The following is a 22,371-nucleotide window of genomic DNA, read 5'->3' on the forward strand; positions in this document are numbered from 1 at the left end:
TTTTGAGTCGTTTTTTTATGTTATTTTTTTGGTAAAGAAACCATATTCGAATCTAATTTTTGATCTTTTTCTAAGAATATTTTTCCTCTCAAAATACTTTGAATTGTATTAATTAATTCTTTTTCGAAAGAATCTCTTAATTGAGATTGATGAAAAATCAACGAAACTTCACGCGTTGGAACTGGCGACTCAAAGTTTTTGACAAATTTCTTATATTCTTGTGGCAAATCATCTGCAACCAAAGCAGGCAACAAAGTCATTCCATAGCCATCATTTGCTAATTTAACTAAAGCTTCAAAACTTCCTGAATCTAACTTAATCGGACGATTTTTCAGATTAGAAGTATCACATAAAGCCAACACATTATTTCTGAAACAATGTCCTTCTTGCAAGATTAATAAATCAGAAGTGTTTAAATCATCTTCATTGATTTTATCTTTGTCAGATAAGCGATGCCCGTTTGGTACATAAGCTACCAATGGCTCATAATAAAGCGGTTTTTCGATAATTTGATCCTCGAAAAGTGGCGAAACCACAATTCCAAAATCCAACGAACCATCTTTTATTCCTTTTATAATTTTATCCGTTTGCAATTCTTTGATAATAAGATTTGATTTCGGATTATTTTTCTGAAATGTTTTATAAAATAAAGGTACCAAAGAAGGTAAAACAGTAGGAATAACACCAATAATGAAATCACCTTCTAATAAACCTTTTTCTTCGTTTACCAAGTGTTTCATTCGGTTAGCTTCCATTAAAATTGTTTTTGCTTGCGCAACAATTTTCTCTCCAATTTGAGTGATTTTGATTGGATGCGATGTTCTATCGAAAATATCAATATTCAATTCTTTTTCCAATTTCTGAATCTGCATACTCAATGTTGGTTGAGTTACAAAGGATTTATCAGCAGCAATTGTAAAGTTCTTATGCTCAGCCACTGCCAGCACATATTGTAATTGTACTAATGTCATATATAAAAATTGATATCTATAAATTTTTGTGATAAAGATATACATTATTATATTATCAATCTATATCATAAATCATAATTTAATCCATAAAAAAAGCTCGAAGAAATTCGAGCTTATCATTAAATATAAATTTAATTATTTGTTTAATTGTTTCTGAATTTCAGCTGTCCAATCTTGTAATTTTTTAGCATCTTCTGGTTTCAAAGTTTGAGTAAAACCTTGTAATTCTTTTTGAAAATCTACTGATTGTTTTGTCAATTCAGCTAATTTATTTGCATCACCAGCAGTTGCAGCTAATTTCATGTCAGCAGCCCATTTGTTGTATTTTCCAACAAATTCAGTAATTTTTGGATCAGAGAAAGTTGGTAAATCTTTTGCTACATCAGCAACTTTATCCATTGTCTCTTTACCAGCTTCTACTTGGTCTTCTACTGTATTCGCTACATTTTCTTGTGTGTTTTCTACTTTTGCATCTACTTTTTCTTTTTCAGATTTACAAGAAGATAAAGAAACTACACCTAATACTGCAGCAGCTAAAAATAATTTTTTCATTTTTAATTAGAGTTTTAAAGTTAATATTATTGATTGTTCAAGTTAAACAAATCTAACGATTTATTTCTGTTAAATTTTTAATTTTCTTTCGAGAATTGGACTTCATATAAATTGGCATAATAACCTTTCTGAGCCAACAATTCGCTATGTGTACCTTGCTCAACAATCATTCCATTATCCATCACAATAATTTTATCTGCATTTTGAATCGTCGCCAAACGATGCGCAATAATAATAGAAGTTCTGTCTTGCGTTAGCTTATCAGTCGCTTTTTGTATCAATTCTTCCGACTCTGTATCAATAGAAGACGTTGCCTCGTCCAACACCAAAATCTCTGGATTATAAATATATGCTCTCAAAAATGAAATCAATTGACGTTGACCTACAGAAAGTGTCGAACCACGCTCGCTTACCTCACTGTAATAGCCTTTTGGTAATGACATGATAAAATTATCAATTCCAATAATTTTCGCAGCATTTTGGACTTCTTCCAACGAAATATCTTTATTACCTAGAACAATATTGTCATAAATCGTTGTATTAAACAAGAAAACATCTTGCAAAACAACCGCAACGTGTTGACGTAAATTCTTCAATTCCATATCATGAATATTTACATCATCTATTTTAATTGTTCCAGAATCTATGTCATAAAAACGACTCAATAAATTAATTATAGTAGATTTTCCTGCACCTGTGGCACCTACAATTGCAATTTTTTCACCTGGTTTTGTCGAAAAAGAAATTCCTTTCAATACTAAATTATTCGGAACATAAGAAAACTTCACATTTTCAAAATCGATTTTACCTTTTACATGATCCAATTTTATTGTTCCATTATCTGGTAAAGTTTGATCATCATCAATAATTTTGAACACACGATCTGCTCCTACCAAACCACGCTGAATGGTATTGAAACGCTCTGCAATTGCACGCATTGGCGCAGTTAACAACGTAACATATTGTGTAAAAGCAATCAAATCTCCAACAGAAACATCTCCATAAACAGCTGTTCTAAGTCCTCCAAACCAAATCAAACTTCCCGTCGCTAAAGCCGAAATAATATCGACAACAGGAAACATTAATGAAAAATAGAAAACTGTTTTAAGATAGTTTTTCTTTAAATCATTATTAATCGAAACGAATTTATCATATTCCGCTTGCTGACGATTAAAAACCTGAATAATATTCATTCCTGTTAATCGTTCTTGCACAAACGTATTCAATTTCGCCACAATTGTACGCTCTTCTTGGTAAACATTTTTCAATGCTTTTTGGAATAATCGTGTAATAATCATCATCAACGGAAGAATCACAATCACAACCGTTGCCAAAACCCAGTTCATCCAATACATCACAAAAACGATGAAAACGATTTTCAATACATCGCCTAACATCACTAAAATTCCGTCATTGAAAACCTCAGCAATCGTTTCAATATCAGAAACTGAACGCGTTACCAAAACTCCATTTGGCGTTTTATCGAAGTAACCAAGCTTGAATTTGATCAAATGATTATACAAACGAACTCGTAATAAACGGATAACTCGTTGTGCAACAACATTCGCTAAATAAACCATAAAAAAGGACAAAATACCTTCGAAAACTAATACCAAAGATAGTTTCACGATTTGCATTTGAAGTCCTGGTAAATCTTTTGTCTGAATATAATCATCGATGATATTTCCCGTTAAATACGGACGATATACAGAAAAACACGCACTAAAAACTGCTACAAAAACCACCGACCAAAACATCACTTTGCTTTGCGCCCCGATTTGTAAAACACGTTTTAATCCATTAAAATCAAACGATGTATTTTCGTTATTTGAACTCATTTTTAAATAATTCTTTTGGATATTGAACATCTACCAAATATAATCCTTGCGCTGGAGCCGAAGCTCCTGCCGATGAACGTTGTTTTTGTTCAATAATTTCTTCAAAATCGTGGATAGAAATTCTTCCTAATCCAACCTCAACCAATGTTCCAACAATTGCGCGCACCATATTTCGCAAAAAACGATCGGCAGTGATTTGAAAAATCAATTGTCCGTTTTCATTTTTGCGCCAAAACGCCTCTCTTACATCGCAAATATTTGTTTTCACATCGGTATGTAATTTAGCAAAACTTCCGAAATCTCCTTGCTTAATTAACAATTTTGCTGCTTCATTCATTTTTTCAATATTCAATTCTCTATTAAAAATCCAAGCGCTATCAAACGCAAAAGGATCTTTGAAAGGTGAAATAAAATAATTGTACGAACGCGAAGTCGCATCAAAACGCGCATGCGCTTCATCATCCATCAAAAATAAACGATAAGCAGCGATGTCTTTTGGTAAAAAAGAATTTAATTTTTTGATTAAATCAATCGATAATTCATCTTCATAATCAAAATGAATAAACATCTTTTTCGCATGAACACCAGAATCTGTGCGCCCTGCACCGACAATCGAAATTTCTTTTCTTAAGATTTTAGACAATCTATCTTCAATAACTTCTTGAACCGAAATTTGATTGGGTTGAATTTGATAACCAAAATAATTTTTCCCGTTGTATGCTAATTCTAAAAAATATCGCAATTGTTGTAAATTTGAGCAACAAAAATACAACCTTTTGAAGAAAATTCTTTTACTTTCGGACACGCATTCTTATATCGACGATAGAATTTTGGAATATGCACAACAAGCAGACGAAATTTGGCATGCTGGAGATATTGGCGATATTTCTGTAACCGATAAATTGGCTGAAATAAAACCTTTGCGTGCTGTTTATGGAAATATTGATGATAATAAAGCGCGCGCAGAATTCCCGCTCAACAACAGATTTTCGTTGGAAGATGTTGATGTTTGGATTACGCATATTGGTGGTTATCCAGGAAAATATAATCCTGCAATTCGAAAAGAAATCACAGAAAATCCTCCGAAATTATTTATTTGTGGACATTCACACATTCTAAAAGTGATGCCTGATAAACAATTGGGTTTAATTCATATGAATCCAGGCGCTGTTGGTAAACACGGTTTTCAGAAAGTTCGTACGATGTTACGTTTTGAATTAAATAAAGGAAGAATCGAGAATTTAGAAGTAATTGAATTTAAGAAATGATTTTGCGAATCTCGAAGTGCGAGATTCGAAGTTCGTATTTCGTTTTATTTCGCTAACTTGAATTCTTTCAGAATAGTAATAAACTTCGGATTAGTAATATATTCTCTAAATTCGTGTGAATTTTGTCCTGAAAAATCAGTTTCTTCTAAAAACGTATAATTTTTAGAAAGTTCATCAAACAAATCTTTTTTGTAACCAAAATCTGTCGCAATCAAACTTCGTGATAAAAACCCGATCTTCCCTTTTCCTAACACATAATCCGTGTCATTTATCGTGATATGCATGCGTTTTAACTGAGGTGTAAAGGTTTTTAATTGATTATTATCCAACGTAAAATCAACTTTTCCAATTGCAGGCGCCAACATAATACTGTAAATTTTATTATTATTTTCTAACAACGTTTCTGCATTCGTAAAATCGACATGATGCGCATTTTCAGCACGTTTTATCTCACTTTCACGCAACGAAGGATTCACAAGTGAACTCAAAACAACCGATGCACCACGACTATGCGAAATCAAATAAACATCTTTGTTATGAATGACATTCAAAATTCTACGAAGTCCAAAAACGCCCGCCATTTGGCTATTTGTCGTTGCACTTACCCAAACTTTTGCTGCTCCAAAAAGACTTTCGTTTACCAATCCATCCCAATAAAAATTAATTACCTCATCATTCGAAGAATTAATATTCATATAAGTTTTGGCTTTATTGTAATTTTTTAGGCTAAACAAATAATCATTGTCAATTCCATGCACAAAAATGATGACACGTTTCTTATTTTTAACTCTTTTTTCGATATTTTTCAAACGCAAACTTTCATAAGAAGTTAATTGATTTTGGAAGTTACTTTCAGTCGCAATTTTCATCAACGAATAATCTCTACGACTTGCATTTTTAGGAGGTTTACCATATGATTTCAACCAATTATCTGGATAAAAATTTCCGTTTTGATCCACAAAAGAACTTGTTGTATTCGGTTGAATAAAATTATTTGGATTCTGAGAAGTTGGCACATTATGTATTGCTGCACATGACGTTAAAAAACTAATCACGAAGACATAAAACAAGTTTTTCATATGATAAAAATTGGTATGCGAAGTAACTACAATTTTCTTTATTTCGCAATAGATTTTGTACCTTCAACCATAAGTTTAACAAGGTTTTAAGTGAAATATACAATCAAACAAATTTTAGCCGAAACAAATCATCGTGCTTGGCAATATCCTTCAAAATCGTGGAAATATTATCAAGAATGGAACAAAGCTTTATTTTTTCATTACAAAATTGACAAAAAAATTTTGAGAGAATTAGTTCCAAAAAATCTAGAAATTGATGAAATAAATGATTCTGCTTGGGTTTCGCTTGTCGCTTTTACGATGGAAAAAATTAGACCTCGCTTTTTTCCTGCATTCTCTCCTATTTCTGATTTTGACGAAATTAATTTGAGAACCTATGTGACAAAAGACGAAAAACCTGGCGTTTATTTTTTATCGATTGAAGCTGGAAAATTATTTTCTGCAATTTTAGCTAAATCATTATCAGGTTTACCATACGAAAAATCAAATATCAACAGAACCGAAAATTCTTATCAAGCCAATCATCCCAAACGAAATTTCTCTTTATTAACGGATTTCCATGTTGGAATGCAAGTAAAACACAAAACTGAATTGGATTTATTTTTGACTGAACGATATTGTTTGTATTTGGAAGATCACAATCAATTGTTTCGTTATGAAATTCAACATTTACCATGGAAAATCAATCAACTTGAATTAGATTTTTTAACGATTGATTACCAACTTCAAGATTTAAATATCCATTCGAGACCAGATTTAGTGCATTATTCAGAAGGTGTGCAAGTTGTCGCTTGGGAGAAAGAAAGAGTTTAACAATTAAATTTTCTTCTTCAACAAATGTTGCATTCCATTGAACCATTCACGTTGAGAACCGTCATCTATATAACCGACTTTTAGATACAAATCATATGCTGATTTATTGTTGAAATTAACCGCTAAAACCAATTCATCAATTGTAGGAAAATTATCTTTTACAAAATCATCCATCAAATTCATAGAAATTTTTCCGTAACCCTTTCCTTGAAATTCTGGATTTATCGATAAAGAACGCAACAACAACGAATTCGTATTATTCGTCATCTCCAATTTATCGTCACCATAATCTAACACAAAAAAACCAATTGGCACTTCATCTAACAAAATTGTAATTGGTTTTGCATGTCCATCTGCGCGTAATTTCAAACGCTCAAAAGTCTCGCTAGGCAAGGCTGTAAAAGGAATTTGGTCTTCTGGCAAATTGTATAACAAAGCATCGTGATGTTTGGTTTCTGTATGTTTGAGTTGAATTGTCGACATGCTAATTATTTTAATTAAAATTAATCAAAACATTCTAAATCTTATGTAAAAACAACAAGGTTTATCTATTAAATTTTAACGAATTATCAATAAAAATTTAAAATCATTCTAACTAAAATACTTTTTAAATTGTAGATAATTTCAATCTAAAATCTACAATTATGGATAATCAAAATAAGTTAAATATTCAAATCGGGACAACTCAAAATACAGATGGTATCTATGTAGAAGTCACAGAAAATGGACCTTATATCTTGCACGGAAAACCTAAAATTGTTCAGCAATTTATCGTTCCAAATCAGCAAGGAATTTCTATCAATTACCAAGAAGGAGAAGAATTTGAAGCAAAAGATGCAACTTATATTTGTCGTTGTGGATTATCCCAGCACAAACCTTATTGTGATGGTTCGCATAAAAAAGCAACAGAAAATGGTGTGGATTTAACTGAAAAAGCAACTTTCAATCCCGAATTATTAACTGCAGAAGTTATAGAAGGACCTGTTGTTTCGCTCACTGATGACGAAAAATTATGTGCTTTTGCTCGATTTTGTGACAATGGAAAACGTATTTGGAACCAAGTTCAAGATTCTACACAAAACTCTGTTGATTTGAGTGTTGAAATGGCGCATCATTGTCCTTCTGGACGATTGATTGTTTGGGATGAAAATAATCAACCAATCGAAGATGATAACACCTCAGCTTCTGTTGGAATTATTGAAGATGTTACGAATGATTTAAGTGGTCCTTATGCATTATGGGGAGGAATTCCGCTAAAAAGTGCGAATGGCGAATATTACGAAGTACGAAATCGACAAACAATTTGCCGTTGTGGACAATCTTCTAATAAGCCTTTTTGTGATGGAACACATGCTTCGATGAGATTTCAAGATGGATTACCAAAGCAACCAAAAGCAGATGGAAAAGTTTTTTAATAAAATAATATTAACATAAAAACGCTCAAGAAAATCTTGAGCGTTTCAATATAATAATGATATTTATATTTTTAATTATTAATAACACCAGAACCTAAAAGTTCGTCATCAACATACCACGCACAGAATTGACCTTCTGTAATCGCAGATTGAGGATTTTCAAATTCAACATACATTCCGTTTTCAGCTTTGTGTAAAATTGCTTTTTGCAAAGGTTGACGGTAACGAATACGCGCCATCACTTCCATTGTTTCATCGGTTTTCAAAGTTAAATCTTCGCGAACCCAATGTACTTCTTCCTCTTTTATAAACAATGCTTTCTTCAACAAACCTGAATGATCAGCACCTTGACCTGTGTAAATAACATTTGTCTCTACATCTGTATCAATAATAAACAAAGGTTCTACTTTTCCTCCAACTCCCAATCCTTTTCGTTGACCGCGAGTGAAATAATGCGCACCTTGATGTTTACCTACAATTTCTCCGTCTTCTTGTTTATATGAGAAACCTTTTGCTTCGAAATCTAATGCTTCATATTTATTTGCAAAAGTTGGAATTTCTCTTTTATATCCGTTCCAATCTTTGGCTATTTCTACAATTACACCTTCTTTTGGTTTTAATTGTTGTTGCAAAAATTCGGGTAAACTAACTTTTCCAATAAAACATAAACCTTGCGAATCTTTCTTATTCGCTGTAACCAAGCCTTGCTCTTGTGCAATTCTTCTTACTTCTGGTTTTTCTATATCTCCAATTGGGAATAATGCTTTGCTTAATTGATCTTGCGACAATTGACACAAGAAATACGATTGATCTTTATTGTTATCATTACCTTTTAACAATTGAAAAATCTCTTTTCCATTTTCATCAATTGTAGAAGTTTTTCGTGCATAATGTCCTGTTGCAACGTAATCTGCTCCTAGTTCTAAAGCTGTTTTCAAAAACAAATCGAACTTAATTTCTCGGTTACATAACACATCAGGATTTGGTGTTCTTCCTTGCTCGTATTCATTGAACATATAATCTACAATACGTTCTTTGTACGAATCAGACATATCAATTACCTGAAAAGGAATATCTAATTTTTTAGCTACCAACAAAGCGTCTGCACTATCTTCTATCCATGGGCATTCATCTTCCAACGTTACCGATGCATCGTTCCAATTACGCATAAATAATCCGATCACATCATAACCTTGCTCTTTTAGCAAATAGGCTGTAACACTTGAATCTACTCCTCCAGAAAGTCCTACGACAACTCTTTTCATCTTAAAAAATTTCAGTCTACAAAGTTATAAAATAATATCCGACGAATGATTATCCTACATCAATCTATTTTTTAAATGATTTTGGCTGAAAAAATAAGATAAAAATAAGATAAAAATAAGGGTACAAATTCCTGTTAAAAACGGATAATATAAGTTAGATAATACATCAACAGAAGAAACTTTTGTTGCACTTGAAATTGTATTTGCAGCAGCAACAGCTGCCAAAACTTGTGCTCCATAAGGTAAAATCCCTTGTACAAAACATGAAACTGTATCCAAAATACTCGCCACGCGTCTACCTTCTAAATCGTGATGATCAGAAATGTCTTTTGCTATTTTACCACAAATCAAAATAGTAATCGTGTTATTTGCCAAACAAGCATTTGCTAAAGCTGTAAGCGACGCAATACTCATCTCAGCTTGACGTTTTGTTTTGATATTTTTGGTTAGATGATAAATGATAAAATCTAATCCACCATTTAGACGAATAATTCCTACAATTCCGCCAATGATTAAACAAATAATACTCAACTCAAACATTCCTTTGAAACCTTCATTAATAGAAGAAACTAAGTCTAGTAAAGGAACACCTGAATAGAACAAACCAATTCCAAGAAACGATAGAATTCCTACAATTAAAGCCCAAATCACATTAATTCCAGACATTGCAAGTCCAAAAACTAATAGATAAGGTAAGATTAAAATCAAGTCAAAATCTAACTGTTTTCCTTGAAAATTGGTTGTGTCAAAATGTTGAGAAAGTGAAAAATATATAATCGTCGAAACAATAGCTGCTGGAACTACTATTCGAAAATTAGTTTTAAATTTAGATTTCATACTAACTTCTTGCGTGCGTGTTGCAGCAATTGTTGTATCAGAAATAAACGATAAATTATCGCCAAACATTGCTCCACCAACCACTGCTCCTAACAAAATTGGCATAGAACCTGGAATCATTTTATCCATTTGTACTGCAATCGGCGCAACGGTTACAATTGTTCCAACCGATGTGCCCAAAGCCGTCGATATAAAGCAAGACAACAAAAAGAATCCTGCTACAATAAAGGAAGCTGGAAGGTAATTCAAGAATAAATTAACTGTTGATTCTACAGCACCAATTGTAGACCCTAAACTTCCAAACGCTCCAGCGAGAAGAAAAATTAAAATCATCAACATAATGGTTTCTTCACCTGCATTCTTACAAAAAGCCTCGGCTTTCGTATGAAATGAAACCTTAGGGAATTGAACAAATGCAATTACGAGCGCCAACATGAAAACAACCAATGCTGGAACGGAGTAAAAATCGTTTAGATAAATAGATGCCGAAAAATAGACAAGTATGAAAATGATTAAAGGCAATAAAGCCCAAAAATTTCCTTTTTTTATGATCATATTACTAAAAATTCAGAAAAATATTCTGCAAATATCTATCGAAATTTTAAAACATGAAAATCAAATATTTATTGATTTATAAGTTTTTAGGACAGTAGAATAAAAAAAGGAACATCTTTCGATAGACATTCCTTCATTTAGAAAATTTTTCTAAAAACTGTATTTTTATTTCGCAATTAATTTATTTGTTTGTGTAATTGCGCGCTCATTTTTTTCAAGAATCCAAGCCTGACCTTTTATTTTTCGCATAATATTATCATACGTACGCATCAAAAAAACATTATAAATAGCTTCTGATAAATGCTTTGGTTTATGCGCTAACGAACGCAAACTCATCGAAAAACCTGGCGTCAAATATTTCATGTAATGCCACCAACCTTCTGGCATATAAAGCATTTCTCCGTGTTTTAAATCAGCAACCATAGGATTGATATTTTTCAGCGCTGGCCATTTATCAAAATCTGGATTATCAAAGTCAATATCTTCTCTACAAATTACCGAATGCGGAATTTTGTACATGTATTTCGAATCCTCTGGCGGAACAATAATACAACGTTTTTTTCCTGCAAAATGAAAATGCAAAATGTTCGCTAAATCGATATCATAATGCATAAAAACATTCGATCCTTCACCTCCAAAAAATAACATTGGCATCGATTTGAAAAGATTCAAACCCAAATCTGGCATTTTATAATCTTGTTGCAATTGCGGAACTTGACTCATCAAATTATACAAAAATATACGCAAATCTGTCGGTTCACTTTGCAACAAATCCACATATTCAGACATTTTCATCTTTGCAACTGGTTCATTTACTTTCTTCGTATAATCAACCGGATCATTATTATATAAAGGGACAACCTTGTCGCCAGCAACTTGTTTTATATACTCAAAATTCCACTTTTCGTACGCAGGCCAATCCTCTGTAATTCGCTCTACTACAACTGGTTTTTGAGGTTTAACGTAATATTTCTGAAAATCTTTTGCAGAAATACTTTCTACTCTTTCAACTTCTGTGAAATTAAAATTCATCTTTTATGTAAAATAAAGTGCAAATTTACTTAACTTTTTTGTTAAATCTGAACGATGCAATTATTAAACCAATCTTTTTTAGATATGATTGAATAATTATTTCTGATTTGATAATTTATTAAATATACATTAAACTTTACAATAACTGATGATAGAAAACACATCAATTCTTTCATTATCTTTACATTGAATTTTTAAAATTGATTCGTTGAACGCAAAAAATCTATTTTTTCCCATCTTTTTTATTCTACTGAATACATTTTGTTGTGCACAGCAAATTTTTCCGTATTTGGAACTTAAAAATGAGGAAGATTTTGAAAAAATAGAAGCAATTTCTCTCGAAAACAACTACAGTTTTAATCATTTATTGGGAAATTTGAGTCATATTTTTACTTTTCAGAACAATTCTTCGGAAAATATTTCGGCTAAATTTATTTACCCTTATCAAGCTTCTCAAAATGTATACGAATTAAAAGCTTTTGTAAATGATAAAATTTTTGAAATTCAATCCAAATCAATTGTAGATATTCGAAAAGAGTTGAAAAATATTGACGCTTCAACTATTTTTAAAAATCAACAAAACAATCAAGTTTTACAATTAGATTTAGGAAAAATTCCTGCGAATGCAATAATTAAAATTCAGCTAAAAGTTTCGAAAATTGTTGAAGAAAATAGTTTGAATTATCAAGTTTCGTTTCCAGAATTTATCGTTAAACGAACAGAATCTTTTACGCAAATTCATCGTTGGAACAATCAATTGAATGGTTTTCCGAAAAACATAAATTCAAACATTCATCTTTCTGGAAATTTTCCAATTTCAAAAATTGTTTCTGATTTAAAGTTTTCAAAGGAAAATGATCGAAATTATGTTTCAAAAAATTCGGATAAAAAGATTCCAACTCTTCAATATGCTTATACAAAAAATGAGCTACAAACTGGAATTGAAACATTTACTGAAAATGGTTGCGATTATATTTTAGGAACAATAAATCCTGGGAAAAGTAATTCAAATTTTAATGCCCCTCGAGAATTTTTGTTTGTTTTAGATGCTTCTGGATCAATGATGAATCAACCAATTGAAACCACCAAAAAATTTATGAATCAACTTCTTCCAAATTTGAACGAAACAGATAAATTTAATGTGCTGATTTATTCGACAAAAAATGAATTAGTTTTTAAAGAATCTCAATTTTCAACCAAAGAAAACATCAATTTAGCTTTAAAAAAAATTAATTCCTTGAATGGAATTGGCGAAAAATTACTGGATGAAGCAATAGAGCAAATTCAGAAAAATCCTTTTGATAAAAACTATAAAAGAATCATCGCAATTATATCGGATGGAGCGATGAATTTGAATGAAACTGTTTACAATTCACTTCGAAATTATGCAAAAGACACACAATTTATAACTTTAGGAATTGGAAAAGAATTGGATTATCAAGCGATGAATTTTATTAGCTTAGCGACAGGAACGCTTCCGATTACAGTCAATGATCCAAAAGAATTGAATCAAAAAACAGCTCAATTTCAGCAAGCTGTTTTGAATTCTTCTATTTATCACCTAAAAGTTCAATCATCCCAAATCAACCTCAACGAAACGTTTCCGAAGAATTTCAATACGTATTTAGCTCAAAATTCGGTCAATTTTGTTTCGCGCGATTGTAATCGTCGTTATCCAAAAAAAATCGAAATTATTGGCAATCAATCCGACCAAAATTTCACTCAAAACTTTGAGATTAAACAACCAAATACAAGTGAATTTACAGAAGCAATTAAGTTTTATTGGGCAAAACAAAAGATCGATTATCTCTTAAAAGATGAAGAACGTTGCGGTGAAATGTGCAAAAAAGATGGACGATATCGAAAAGAAATTGAGAAAATTGGAACTGAATTTAACATCTCAACACCTTATAATTTATTGATTCAAGAAGGAAATGTAGAAAATTACAACAATGATTATGATACAGATGGAGATGGCGTGATGGATATCGAAGACGAATGTCCTTATATAAAAGGAAATCGTTTTGGAAATGGTTGTCCTGAAAGTAATTTGAGTGATAAAAAGATTGGAAATTATGTTCAAGATTATTCCAATTATTTAATGGAAACAGTCGAATTTGATTTTGATAAAGCTGAAATCAGAGCGATTGATTATCCAAAATTGAATGAAGTTGTTGCAATTATGAAACGAAATCCATCACATCATTTTATCATCGAAGGTCACACAGACGCAGTTGGAACTGAATCTTACAATTTCGATTTATCACAACGAAGAGCAAATGCGGTTTTGAATTATTTGGTAGAAAAAGGCTTGAATAAAAATCGATTTTCAATTTCTTCTAAAGGTTTTTCAGACTTGAAACACAAAGAATGTAATCCTGCCTCAAATTGTATTGATTGGAAAAATTTTGAGAATAGACGAGTGAGGTTTAGGATTAATTAGTAATTATAAATGATGAGTTATTAATCATACTTGGATTTCATTCATATTTATATAAAACAAAAAACCTCGAATAAATTCGAGGTTTTGTATCTTATATAATTATTAGCTTACGAAATTCTTTCGATCAAAGCCATGTAAAATCCATCATAATTAGTTTGAGATGGATAATGCATTTTATCTGAAACCATTTTATAATTTGGATGATTTTTCAAGAATTTTTCTACTTGTTGCTCATTTTCTTGTGGTAAAATAGAACAAGTTGCATAAACCATCATTCCACCAACTTTAATAATTTTAGAATAATCAGCTAAGATTTTTTCTTGCGTTGCTAAAATTTCGTCAATAAATTCTGGTCTTAATTTCCATTTTGCATCAGGATTACGTTTCAAAACTCCCATTCCAGAACAAGGTGCATCAATCAATAAGCGATCAGCAGAATTCTCCATACGCTTGATTGTTTTTGCTTCAATCACCTTTGTTTGTACATTCTGAACATTGTTACGTTTTGCACGACGTTTCAATTCTTTCAATTTCCAATCGTACAAATCCATTGCAATAATTTGCCCTTTGTTTTCCATCAAAGCAGCTAAATGCAATGTTTTTCCTCCGGCACCAGCACAAGCATCTACCACACGCATTCCTGGCTGAACACGTAAATAAGGCGCAATCAATTGCGATCCTGCGTCTTGAACTTCAAACCAACCATTCTGAAATTCATCTGTACGGAAAATATTTGTTTTCTCTTCAAGCTCTAAAGCATCTTGATATTTCGATAAAACTTTCGTTTTTATTCTACGCTCCTTCAACGCTTTTTGTAATGTTTTACGGTCTGTTTTCAAGGAATTCACACGTAAAACTGTTGGTGCTTGCGAGTTCATTGCATGCACTTCATCTAACCAACGATTTCCCAACGACTTCTCTCCTAACTCGAACATCCAATCTGGATACGATTCTGCAACCGCAATATTTTTAGACGAATTGTGATGTCTTTTCAAGACTTCTTTTGGATAGATTTTTTGAAATTCTTCCCATTTTGGTAACGTTTGCTCTGGATCTAAAGCAAACCAAGTTCCAACAAACTCCCAAATTGTATCAGGAGAAAGCGGACGGCTCATTGCCCCTTCAACCAAACGTTTCCAACGAACTAAATCGTAAACCGTTTCGGCAATAAAAGCACGATCGCGCGCTCCCCATTGCTTATTCGATTTCAATGTTCGCTCAACTTCTTTATCTGCATATTTTCCTTCGAAGAAAATTTGTTGCAATGTGTCGGTAATTCCGACAAATAAATTTTTATATGGTAAAATCTTCATAACTCGGTGCAAATTTACAAAGACTTAAATGATTAGCGTAATTAATTTATAAGATTATACAACTTCAAAAAGATCTTTTATCTTTTGAGGAACCTCAACCACTTTATTTTGCTTATAATCGAAGGTCACAATTCCTGTTTTCGCTTTTGCAATTAATTTATCTTTTGTAGAAATTTTATAGATTACATCAAAACTAACACGCGAAAAATCTTGCACACCAATCTCAATCAACAATTCATCACCATAAAAAGCTTGATTTTTATACTCAATCGCAACATCACCCATAATCACACTTACACCTCCAAAATCTAATTCCGAATAGCCATAATGTTGAAAAAACTGAATTCGCGATTCATGTATAATGGACAATACTTTATCGTTTGCCAAATGATTTCCATAATTGAGATCAGTTATGCGTACTGGTATTATTGTTGAAAATAAAAATTTGTCTGAAAAATCTAATTTTATACGAGCCATTTTGTAGATATATTTGCTCAAAGATAAGAAAGTTGTATAAAAAAAAACGGGTTTAAGCTCCTCAGCTTAAACCCAATTGATTTTTAAAAAAACTTACACTAGTAAGTATAAATTTAACATTAAAAAAAATCAATCTTACTCTCTACTACCTAAGGTCAAATTTAGAAATAATTTAATAAACACCAAAACTTTTTAGAAAATTTTTATTATTCTTTTTTATTTAAAATAAGACTGATATTAAAAACTCTAAATATTAGATTATTATATAAAAAAAGCACTCTATTAAATACGACCTATATAAATAAAACATGCTATTTTTTATGTTTGTGAAAAATAGTAATTTGCAAGACCAAACTTTTAACATGAATTTGATTCAATACATTCATCAACATCTTAATTCTATTTCAGAAAAATCAATCAACAATACAGTAAATTGTTTGAATGAGGATAACACCATACCCTTTATTGCAAGATATAGAAAAGAGGTCACTGGAAATCTTGATGAGGTTCAAATTTCTGCTATAAAAAAACTGCAAAATCAATTCAATGAAATTGTTTCTCGAAAAGAATTTATTTTAAAAACATTAGAAGAACAAAATCAATTGAATAATGAATTACAACAACGTATTCAGAAAAGTTTTGATTTGGTTCAATTAGAGGATTTATATCTTCCTTATAAAAAGAAGAAAAAAACACGTGCGACCATTGCGAAAGAAAAAGGTTTAGAGCCTTTGGCGAAAATCATCATGAAACAAAATAATATTCCTGATTTAGATGATTTAGCAAAAAAATATCTGAATGAAGATGTAACAAGTATCGAAGATGCTTTTGCAGGTGTGCAAGATATTATTGCGGAATGGATCAATGAAAATGAGTATGTGCGTCATCGATTACGAGATATTTTCAGAAAATCTGCATTGATTGAAAGTAAATTGGTCAAATCTAAAATAGACGATGAAGATTCGGCTAAATATTCAAACTATTTTGAATATGAGGAGCCATTGAAAAAAATTGCTTCACATCGATTATTAGCTATTTTACGTGGGGAAAATGAAAATTTCTTGAAAGTAAATGTATCAATTGATAAAAAAGAAGCTTTCAAATTTTTGGAGTATACATTGATCAAATCTATTCAACCAGAAGTTTCTTGGGTTATTGAAGAAGCGATAAAAGATGCGTACAAACGACTTTTAGCTCCTTCAATCTCAAATGAAGTGTTGAAAGAGGCAAAACAAAAAGCAGATGAAATGTCAATCAATGTTTTTTCGAAAAACTTAAATCAATTGCTTTTAGCACCACCTTTGGGAGAAAAAAGAATTTTGGCAATAGATCCAGGTTACAAATCGGGATGTAAAGTTGTAGTGTTAGATGAACAAGGTGATTTGTTGCACAACGAAAACATCTATCCACATGCGCCACAAAATGAAAAAACGCAAGCTATCAAAAAACTAAAATCACTTGTCAATGCTTATAATGTTGATGCAATTTCAATAGGAAATGGAACGGCTTCTCGCGAGACAGAAAATTTGGTACAGAACATTGCATTTGATCGTCCACTAAAAGTTTTTGTTGTGAATGAAGCTGGTGCTTCGGTTTATTCGGCTTCTAAAATTGCCCGCGACGAATTTCCAGATAAAGATGTTACCGTTCGCGGTGCTGTTTATATAGGTCGTCGTTTACAAGACCCTTTGGCAGAATTGGTAAAAATAGAGCCAAAATCGATTGGAGTTGGTCAGTATCAACATGATGTCGATCAAACTTTATTGAAAAATGAGTTGGATGATGTTGTTTCTTTCTGTGTGAACAAAGTTGGTGTAAATCTGAACACGGCAAGTAAACATTTGCTAAATTATGTCGCTGGAATTGGCGAAAAAATAGCTGAAAATATTGTAGAATATCGAAGCGAAAATGGTGCATTTAATTCGAGAAAAGAGTTACTAAAAGTTCCTCGTTTGGGCGAAAAAGCATTCTTGCAAGCTTCTGCTTTTTTACGAATTCCGAATGCAAAAAATCCGTTAGATAATTCTGCTGTTCATCCAGAATCGTATGCTCTTGTAGAGAAAATGGCAAAAGATTTGAAAGTCGATTTGAAAGATTTAATTCAGAATAAAGAATTGATTAATCAACTTGATTTAACTAAATATATTACCGAAAAAGTAGGTTTACCAACTTTAGAAGATATTAAAAAGGAACTCGAGAAACCTGGTTTAGATCCACGTTCTACAGCCAAAGTTTTTAGTTTTGATCAACGATTAAAGAAATTCGAAGATTTGCAATTGGGAATGAAAGTTCCTGGAATTATCAACAATATTACCAATTTTGGTTGTTTTGTAGATATAGGAATTAAAGAAAATGGTTTGATTCATATTTCTAAAATTTCGAATGAATTTATTTCAGATGTGAATTCAAAAGTACATTTGAGTCAACAAATTGAAGTAACCGTAATTGGAATTGACACAGAAAAACGTAAAATTCAATTGTCTTTGATTGATTAAGGAAAATAATATGAAGACAATTTCAATTCTATATTTTGTACTATTTAATTTAAGTATTTTTTCTTGTGCTCAAGAGAAAACGATTAACAAAGATTCTCAAAAAATGTTTACAGAATTTACTCAAAAAGATAAGTTTAATAAAGATGAATCTCTGTTTTATACTGGGTTAGAGGATAAAAACATTCAATCTAATTTGACAAAAGAAATAAATAAGCTTGCTAAAACATTCGAATCTATTCAAAGTAGTAAAAATCCCAGTAGCGATTTTTATCTTAAAGCAATTGAAAGTAGTTTAAAAACGATTGAAAAATATGATTTAGACACAGAAAATCGAACAAGAGTTGCAAATTATATCGAAGAATTAATGGATATAGTTGAATTAGAAAGTTCAAACGGACTTCTCAATAATTATGTTTATGGTTTTGATCCAACAAAAAAATAATTTCAAAATTAAAAGGCAATCTAACGAAAGATTGCCTTTTTGATTTTATTATTTTTGAGCAGAAATTAATCCTCAAACTTTACTTTATATTGTTTATCAAACTCTTTTTTCTGCGCATCAGTCATCTTACTACGCATATATTTTATTGTAAATCCACCAATCATTTTATCGCCTTTATAATACATCCAATCCGATAATTTAGTCGGATCAATCACAACTGTATCATTGTGTTTCACCAATTTTGTGTATTGCGGAACGTTGTCTACAATTCCTTTTAATTGATCGTTATCCGAATATACATCACGAATCCAAATATGCTCTTTTTGTGTCGAATTCGGAATATCATACATTTGTTTGACAATAAAATTAGTCGTCGTTGTATCTTTCATCGACAACGCCAATTTGAAATCATCAAACGTTTGTTGCGCTTCTTTTCCAATACTGTCCAAATCTTTTTGTTCTTGCTTTTGCTTATCCAAACCTTTGTAAGCACTTACTCCATTATCTTCCTTATTACCACAAGAAAATAATAAAGCCGAAAAAGCTATTGCGAATAATGTATATTTCATAATTGTATTTCTTTGATTGTTGTCCTATAAAGTTACATAAATTTATTCAAAATAAGATAAATTCAACTCTTTTGGTGTTGGCTGAATCCATTTTTGATGTCCAAAATAACTCCAAGTTGTGTAAGCTAAATTGTAATTTGGATTTGTAAATTGATAATAATCGCTGCCATTGACAGAAACTTTCGCATCCACAAAAACTTTGACATCATTCACGCCATTTTTCGCATAATCATACTTTACATAGCGTGCAAATTGCCACATCATGTCTGGACTAACCGCCATTTTTGACATTTGTTTAAAGGTTAGATATTTAGTCAAATCTACTTTCTCGCGTTTCAAGAATTTACCTTTTTTCTGTGGATCTGGTTTCGAAACATATACCACAACTTCACCCGCTTTGTTACGCAACATCATTCGCCAAGCCATGCGATGACCTTCCTCTGTCCAAAAAACATTTCCCGGAATAAAATAGTGTCGAACAGGTAAATATATTTGCCAAATCACATAGAAAAACATCAAATAAGAGAACATGACACGACGAGTTGTCAATAAATTATCTTCATCTGAACGATCCATCATAAATGATTTTTTAGGAAAAATAACTTCCTGAATTTTAACGGGATCATAAAAGAAAATTAACATTGCCAAAGCAAAGAAAGGAAATATCCCAATCCCGAAAACTGCTGAATTGAAAATATGAAAGGCTACAGCACATTTAAAAGCAATTCCGCGCGTTCTATTCATCAACATTGCAGGAATAATCAATAAATCAAAAAAGAAACCACCCCAAGCAAACACTTGTGCAAACTCTAAACTACTTACAACTTTTCCTAAACCAACAAGATTATATTTTGTCGTCAATAAATCGCCATATTCATGGAATTTCATTTGTAAAAAAACACCGTTAAACCAATCTGGATAAATCTTCGCAAAAGCGGCAAAAGTGTATACTATCAACAACTGAATAATGAATAAAGTTGGTACCCAATTGCGCATGGTTAGACGTTTTATTTTCGGGAAAATCAAACTATCAATCGAAAAGAAATGATGTGCAGGAATTATTGTCATCATCCACGAAACTAGCATAAACAGATAATAATGGTTGTTGTAGCTTGTTTTTTGCATGAAATACGTCAACGACCATAAAATCGAAAATACGATAATAGAAAATCGGTAAGCAAAACCAAATACGATAAACCAGCCTAAAACTCCCATGAGTACATACAAATAAATCATATTTTGTCCCAAGAAAACATTGGTCCATTCGAATCCGATGAACGAAAATGTAATATGCGGTTCAACAAAATTTGTTTGTACCCAACCTGTAAAAATGGCTCCCCAACATTCTGCAACAATTAATAAACCAAAGATTATTCGGAAAATTACAAGTGGAGAATTATCAACTTTTCGGAATAAATATTCGCTAAACATGATTGATTGTTAATTTTGGCTAATTTAAAAATAACCTTTAGAGTTTAGCTACTTTTGGCGTATATTTATTGTATGAAAACGAGGAAAATTATTTTGTTTGATGGAATTTGCAATTTATGCAATCAATCTGTTCAGTTTGTGATTGAACATGACAAAAAAAATCAGTTTCGTTTTGCTTCGTTACAATCTGATTTTGGACAAAATTTCTTGAAAGAAAATAATTTAGATGCCACAAAATTTGATTCTGTCGTTTTTATTGAAGATGATAAATTTTATACCAAATCATCTGCAGCACTTAAAATTTCCAAATATTTGGACGGAATAACTTCTTGGTTGAGTATTTTTATGATTGTTCCAAAACCTTTGCGCGATGTGGTTTATAGTTTTATTGCGAAAAATCGTTATCGTTGGTTTGGAAAACAAGAAAGTTGTTGGCTTCCGACTCCAGAATTGAAAGCAAAGTTTATTGATTAAATTATTTTATTTTTTCATATATCCTTTTTATCAAAAGAAAATTCATTACCATTATAGTTAATAGTAAGAAAAATAATACAATATTTCCGTGTATAATTGTCACAAAATAATCTCCCATTTGGATTAATAAAAACGAGAAATTAATACAAAACAGTGCTATTCCTAACACATAATATTTTCTTTTAACAAAAAGACTTATCATAAAGAAAAATAAAGCCAGAATTCCCGTAAGAATTGCAAAAAAATCATCATCATTACCAGAAGACTCTAATTGAGTAACATAGTTAAAATCATCTCCTTGCATAAATCCTAAACCATTAGTGTGATAAAAGAATGAATAACTAGTAATTGCTACAATAAGATATAATACTTCAAGAAAAGAAAAATGGACTTTCAATTTATTAACTCTGTTTAAATTATTTAATCTTCTACAACTATTTTTTCATTAATTTTTACAATAGCTTCATTGATTCCTTCAAAATATTTTTCTTCTTTAAAGTTTGGAACAATTAGCTCATCAATTAGCTTTTGAGAAAAATCGTCAGAAATTATATTTCGAGCAATCTTATTCGTCGAAATTCTAACTTCTCTTGATTTTAAATTAAACACAATTATCATACTTCCTTTTTGAAACAGATCCGAACTATTGTTATTAAGAATTGAAAATGAATAATCTGTTATATTTTCATTTGGAAAATAATCATCCGTAGAAATTATAAATAACTGAAAACGATTGGTCTTTTGAATTTCCTTTAATTGTTTTTCAAGTTTTGCTAAATCTTCTCTATTAAAGACTTTTTCTAAATCAACAATATTTGAAAAGGGAACCAAAGAGTAATTCTCTATAAAAGAAAATTCAGTACAATTTTTAATCAAACTCTTTTGTAAATTGAACTGAAAGACATTTACATCTGATATTAAAAATTTATCCGCATCCGTTTTTATAAAATCTCTAAAATCTAAGAATTTTATTTTTCCTGATAATGATTGATCTTTTGTAATTGATTTACAAATTTCTTTGCTAATTTGACCATAATCTTGAGCATAAGAAAATGTAATATTTGTAAATAAAAGAACTGATAAAAGTATTTTTCTTATCATT

Annotated in this window: 22 protein-coding genes; 7 read left to right on the forward strand and 15 right to left on the reverse strand. The window is 31.1% G+C overall.

Annotated features, from left to right (window positions below):
* Nucleotides 1-20: 20 nt before the first annotated feature.
* The 4 genes from B2217_RS02025 to truA form a co-directional block, all read right to left on the reverse strand.
* Nucleotides 21-971 carry a LysR substrate-binding domain-containing protein gene (locus B2217_RS02025; RefSeq protein ID WP_038333906.1) on the reverse strand — a complete coding sequence of 317 codons (951 nt, stop codon included), beginning with the start codon at nucleotides 969-971 and terminating at the stop codon, nucleotides 21-23.
* A gap of 135 nt (nucleotides 972-1,106) precedes the next feature.
* A complete protein-coding gene (locus B2217_RS02030) occupies nucleotides 1,107-1,523 on the reverse strand; it encodes a hypothetical protein (protein ID WP_180906020.1) in 417 nt (138 codons plus the stop codon).
* Between the two features lie 77 nt (nucleotides 1,524-1,600).
* The gene (locus tag B2217_RS02035; RefSeq protein ID WP_244958010.1) at nucleotides 1,601-3,361 is read right to left on the reverse strand and encodes an ABC transporter ATP-binding protein; all 1,761 of its coding nucleotides are present in this window, start codon (nucleotides 3,359-3,361) and stop codon (nucleotides 1,601-1,603) included.
* Nucleotides 3,348-4,103 carry a tRNA pseudouridine(38-40) synthase TruA gene (gene truA, locus B2217_RS02040; protein ID WP_180906018.1) on the reverse strand — a complete coding sequence of 252 codons (756 nt, stop codon included), beginning with the start codon at nucleotides 4,101-4,103 and terminating at the stop codon, nucleotides 3,348-3,350. The genes B2217_RS02035 and truA overlap by 14 nt, the downstream gene beginning before the upstream one ends.
* 34 nt (nucleotides 4,104-4,137) lie before the next feature.
* Here truA and B2217_RS02045 point away from each other — a divergent pair, with 34 nt between their 5' ends.
* Nucleotides 4,138-4,629, forward strand: coding sequence for a metallophosphoesterase family protein (locus B2217_RS02045; protein WP_180906017.1), 492 nt, complete (start codon nucleotides 4,138-4,140; stop codon nucleotides 4,627-4,629).
* Between the two features lie 44 nt (nucleotides 4,630-4,673).
* Here B2217_RS02045 and B2217_RS02050 read toward each other — a convergent pair whose 3' ends face one another.
* Nucleotides 4,674-5,708, reverse strand: a complete 1,035-nt coding sequence (locus B2217_RS02050) for an alpha/beta hydrolase (RefSeq protein ID WP_180906016.1) — start codon at nucleotides 5,706-5,708, stop codon at nucleotides 4,674-4,676.
* Nucleotides 5,709-5,798: 90 nt separating this feature from the next.
* Between B2217_RS02050 and B2217_RS02055 the strand changes: the two genes are divergently transcribed.
* Nucleotides 5,799-6,521, forward strand: coding sequence for a YqjF family protein (locus tag B2217_RS02055; RefSeq protein ID WP_180906015.1), 723 nt, complete (start codon nucleotides 5,799-5,801; stop codon nucleotides 6,519-6,521).
* A 3-nt stretch (nucleotides 6,522-6,524) separates the two neighbouring features.
* On the opposite strand, the gene B2217_RS02060 is transcribed toward B2217_RS02055, so the two are convergent.
* Nucleotides 6,525-7,004: a GNAT family N-acetyltransferase gene (locus B2217_RS02060; RefSeq protein WP_180906014.1), complete on the reverse strand. Its 480-nt coding sequence runs from the start codon at nucleotides 7,002-7,004 to the stop codon at nucleotides 6,525-6,527.
* A gap of 161 nt (nucleotides 7,005-7,165) precedes the next feature.
* Between B2217_RS02060 and B2217_RS02065 the strand changes: the two genes are divergently transcribed.
* On the forward strand, nucleotides 7,166-7,936 hold the full coding sequence (locus B2217_RS02065) for a CDGSH iron-sulfur domain-containing protein (protein ID WP_180906013.1): 771 nt from the start codon (nucleotides 7,166-7,168) through the stop codon (nucleotides 7,934-7,936).
* 71 nt (nucleotides 7,937-8,007) lie between these two features.
* Here B2217_RS02065 and mnmA read toward each other — a convergent pair whose 3' ends face one another.
* The 3 genes from mnmA to B2217_RS02080 form a co-directional block, all read right to left on the reverse strand.
* Nucleotides 8,008-9,201 carry a tRNA 2-thiouridine(34) synthase MnmA gene (gene mnmA, locus B2217_RS02070; RefSeq protein ID WP_180906012.1) on the reverse strand — a complete coding sequence of 398 codons (1,194 nt, stop codon included), beginning with the start codon at nucleotides 9,199-9,201 and terminating at the stop codon, nucleotides 8,008-8,010.
* Nucleotides 9,202-9,255: 54 nt separating this feature from the next.
* Nucleotides 9,256-10,593 carry a Na+/H+ antiporter NhaC family protein gene (locus tag B2217_RS02075; RefSeq protein WP_291122042.1) on the reverse strand — a complete coding sequence of 446 codons (1,338 nt, stop codon included), beginning with the start codon at nucleotides 10,591-10,593 and terminating at the stop codon, nucleotides 9,256-9,258.
* Between the two features lie 165 nt (nucleotides 10,594-10,758).
* Nucleotides 10,759-11,625 (reverse strand): cupin-like domain-containing protein, encoded by an 867-nt coding sequence (locus B2217_RS02080; protein WP_180906010.1) that lies wholly within the window; start codon nucleotides 11,623-11,625, stop codon nucleotides 10,759-10,761.
* A gap of 289 nt (nucleotides 11,626-11,914) precedes the next feature.
* Between B2217_RS02080 and B2217_RS02085 the strand changes: the two genes are divergently transcribed.
* A complete protein-coding gene (locus B2217_RS02085) occupies nucleotides 11,915-14,068 on the forward strand; it encodes an OmpA family protein (RefSeq protein WP_180906009.1) in 2,154 nt (717 codons plus the stop codon).
* A 107-nt stretch (nucleotides 14,069-14,175) separates the two neighbouring features.
* On the opposite strand, the gene B2217_RS02090 is transcribed toward B2217_RS02085, so the two are convergent.
* Both B2217_RS02090 and B2217_RS02095 read right to left on the reverse strand, forming a co-directional pair.
* Nucleotides 14,176-15,381, reverse strand: a complete 1,206-nt coding sequence (locus B2217_RS02090; RefSeq protein ID WP_180906008.1) for an RsmB/NOP family class I SAM-dependent RNA methyltransferase — start codon at nucleotides 15,379-15,381, stop codon at nucleotides 14,176-14,178.
* Nucleotides 15,382-15,435: 54 nt separating this feature from the next.
* The gene (locus B2217_RS02095) at nucleotides 15,436-15,858 is read right to left on the reverse strand and encodes an acyl-CoA thioesterase (RefSeq protein WP_180906007.1); all 423 of its coding nucleotides are present in this window, start codon (nucleotides 15,856-15,858) and stop codon (nucleotides 15,436-15,438) included.
* Nucleotides 15,859-16,220: 362 nt separating this feature from the next.
* Here B2217_RS02095 and B2217_RS02100 point away from each other — a divergent pair, with 362 nt between their 5' ends.
* Nucleotides 16,221-18,353, forward strand: a complete 2,133-nt coding sequence (locus B2217_RS02100; protein WP_280046157.1) for a Tex family protein — start codon at nucleotides 16,221-16,223, stop codon at nucleotides 18,351-18,353.
* Nucleotides 18,354-18,363: 10 nt separating this feature from the next.
* Nucleotides 18,364-18,795 (forward strand): DUF4844 domain-containing protein, encoded by a 432-nt coding sequence (locus B2217_RS02105; RefSeq protein ID WP_291122043.1) that lies wholly within the window; start codon nucleotides 18,364-18,366, stop codon nucleotides 18,793-18,795.
* Between the two features lie 65 nt (nucleotides 18,796-18,860).
* Here the strand turns inward: B2217_RS02105 and B2217_RS02110 are convergent, their stop codons facing one another.
* The gene (locus B2217_RS02110) at nucleotides 18,861-19,364 is read right to left on the reverse strand and encodes a DUF2314 domain-containing protein (RefSeq protein WP_280046156.1); all 504 of its coding nucleotides are present in this window, start codon (nucleotides 19,362-19,364) and stop codon (nucleotides 18,861-18,863) included.
* A gap of 42 nt (nucleotides 19,365-19,406) precedes the next feature.
* Nucleotides 19,407-20,795 (reverse strand): HTTM domain-containing protein, encoded by a 1,389-nt coding sequence (locus B2217_RS02115; protein ID WP_280046155.1) that lies wholly within the window; start codon nucleotides 20,793-20,795, stop codon nucleotides 19,407-19,409.
* Nucleotides 20,796-20,867: 72 nt separating this feature from the next.
* On the opposite strand from B2217_RS02115, the gene B2217_RS02120 reads away from it, so the two are divergent.
* Nucleotides 20,868-21,269 (forward strand): thiol-disulfide oxidoreductase DCC family protein, encoded by a 402-nt coding sequence (locus B2217_RS02120; RefSeq protein ID WP_280046154.1) that lies wholly within the window; start codon nucleotides 20,868-20,870, stop codon nucleotides 21,267-21,269.
* 1 nt (nucleotide 21,270) lies between these two features.
* On the opposite strand, the gene B2217_RS02125 is transcribed toward B2217_RS02120, so the two are convergent.
* On the reverse strand, nucleotides 21,271-21,573 hold the full coding sequence (locus B2217_RS02125) for a hypothetical protein (RefSeq protein ID WP_291122044.1): 303 nt from the start codon (nucleotides 21,571-21,573) through the stop codon (nucleotides 21,271-21,273).
* A gap of 116 nt (nucleotides 21,574-21,689) precedes the next feature.
* Nucleotides 21,690-22,370 (reverse strand): TPM domain-containing protein, encoded by a 681-nt coding sequence (locus B2217_RS02130; protein ID WP_280046152.1) that lies wholly within the window; start codon nucleotides 22,368-22,370, stop codon nucleotides 21,690-21,692.
* Nucleotide 22,371 lies beyond the last annotated feature (1 nt).

It is taken from the genome of Empedobacter sp. UBA7620 (genome assembly GCF_002484185.1).
GTDB classification, from domain to species: Bacteria; Bacteroidota; Bacteroidia; order Flavobacteriales; family Weeksellaceae; genus Empedobacter; species Empedobacter falsenii_C.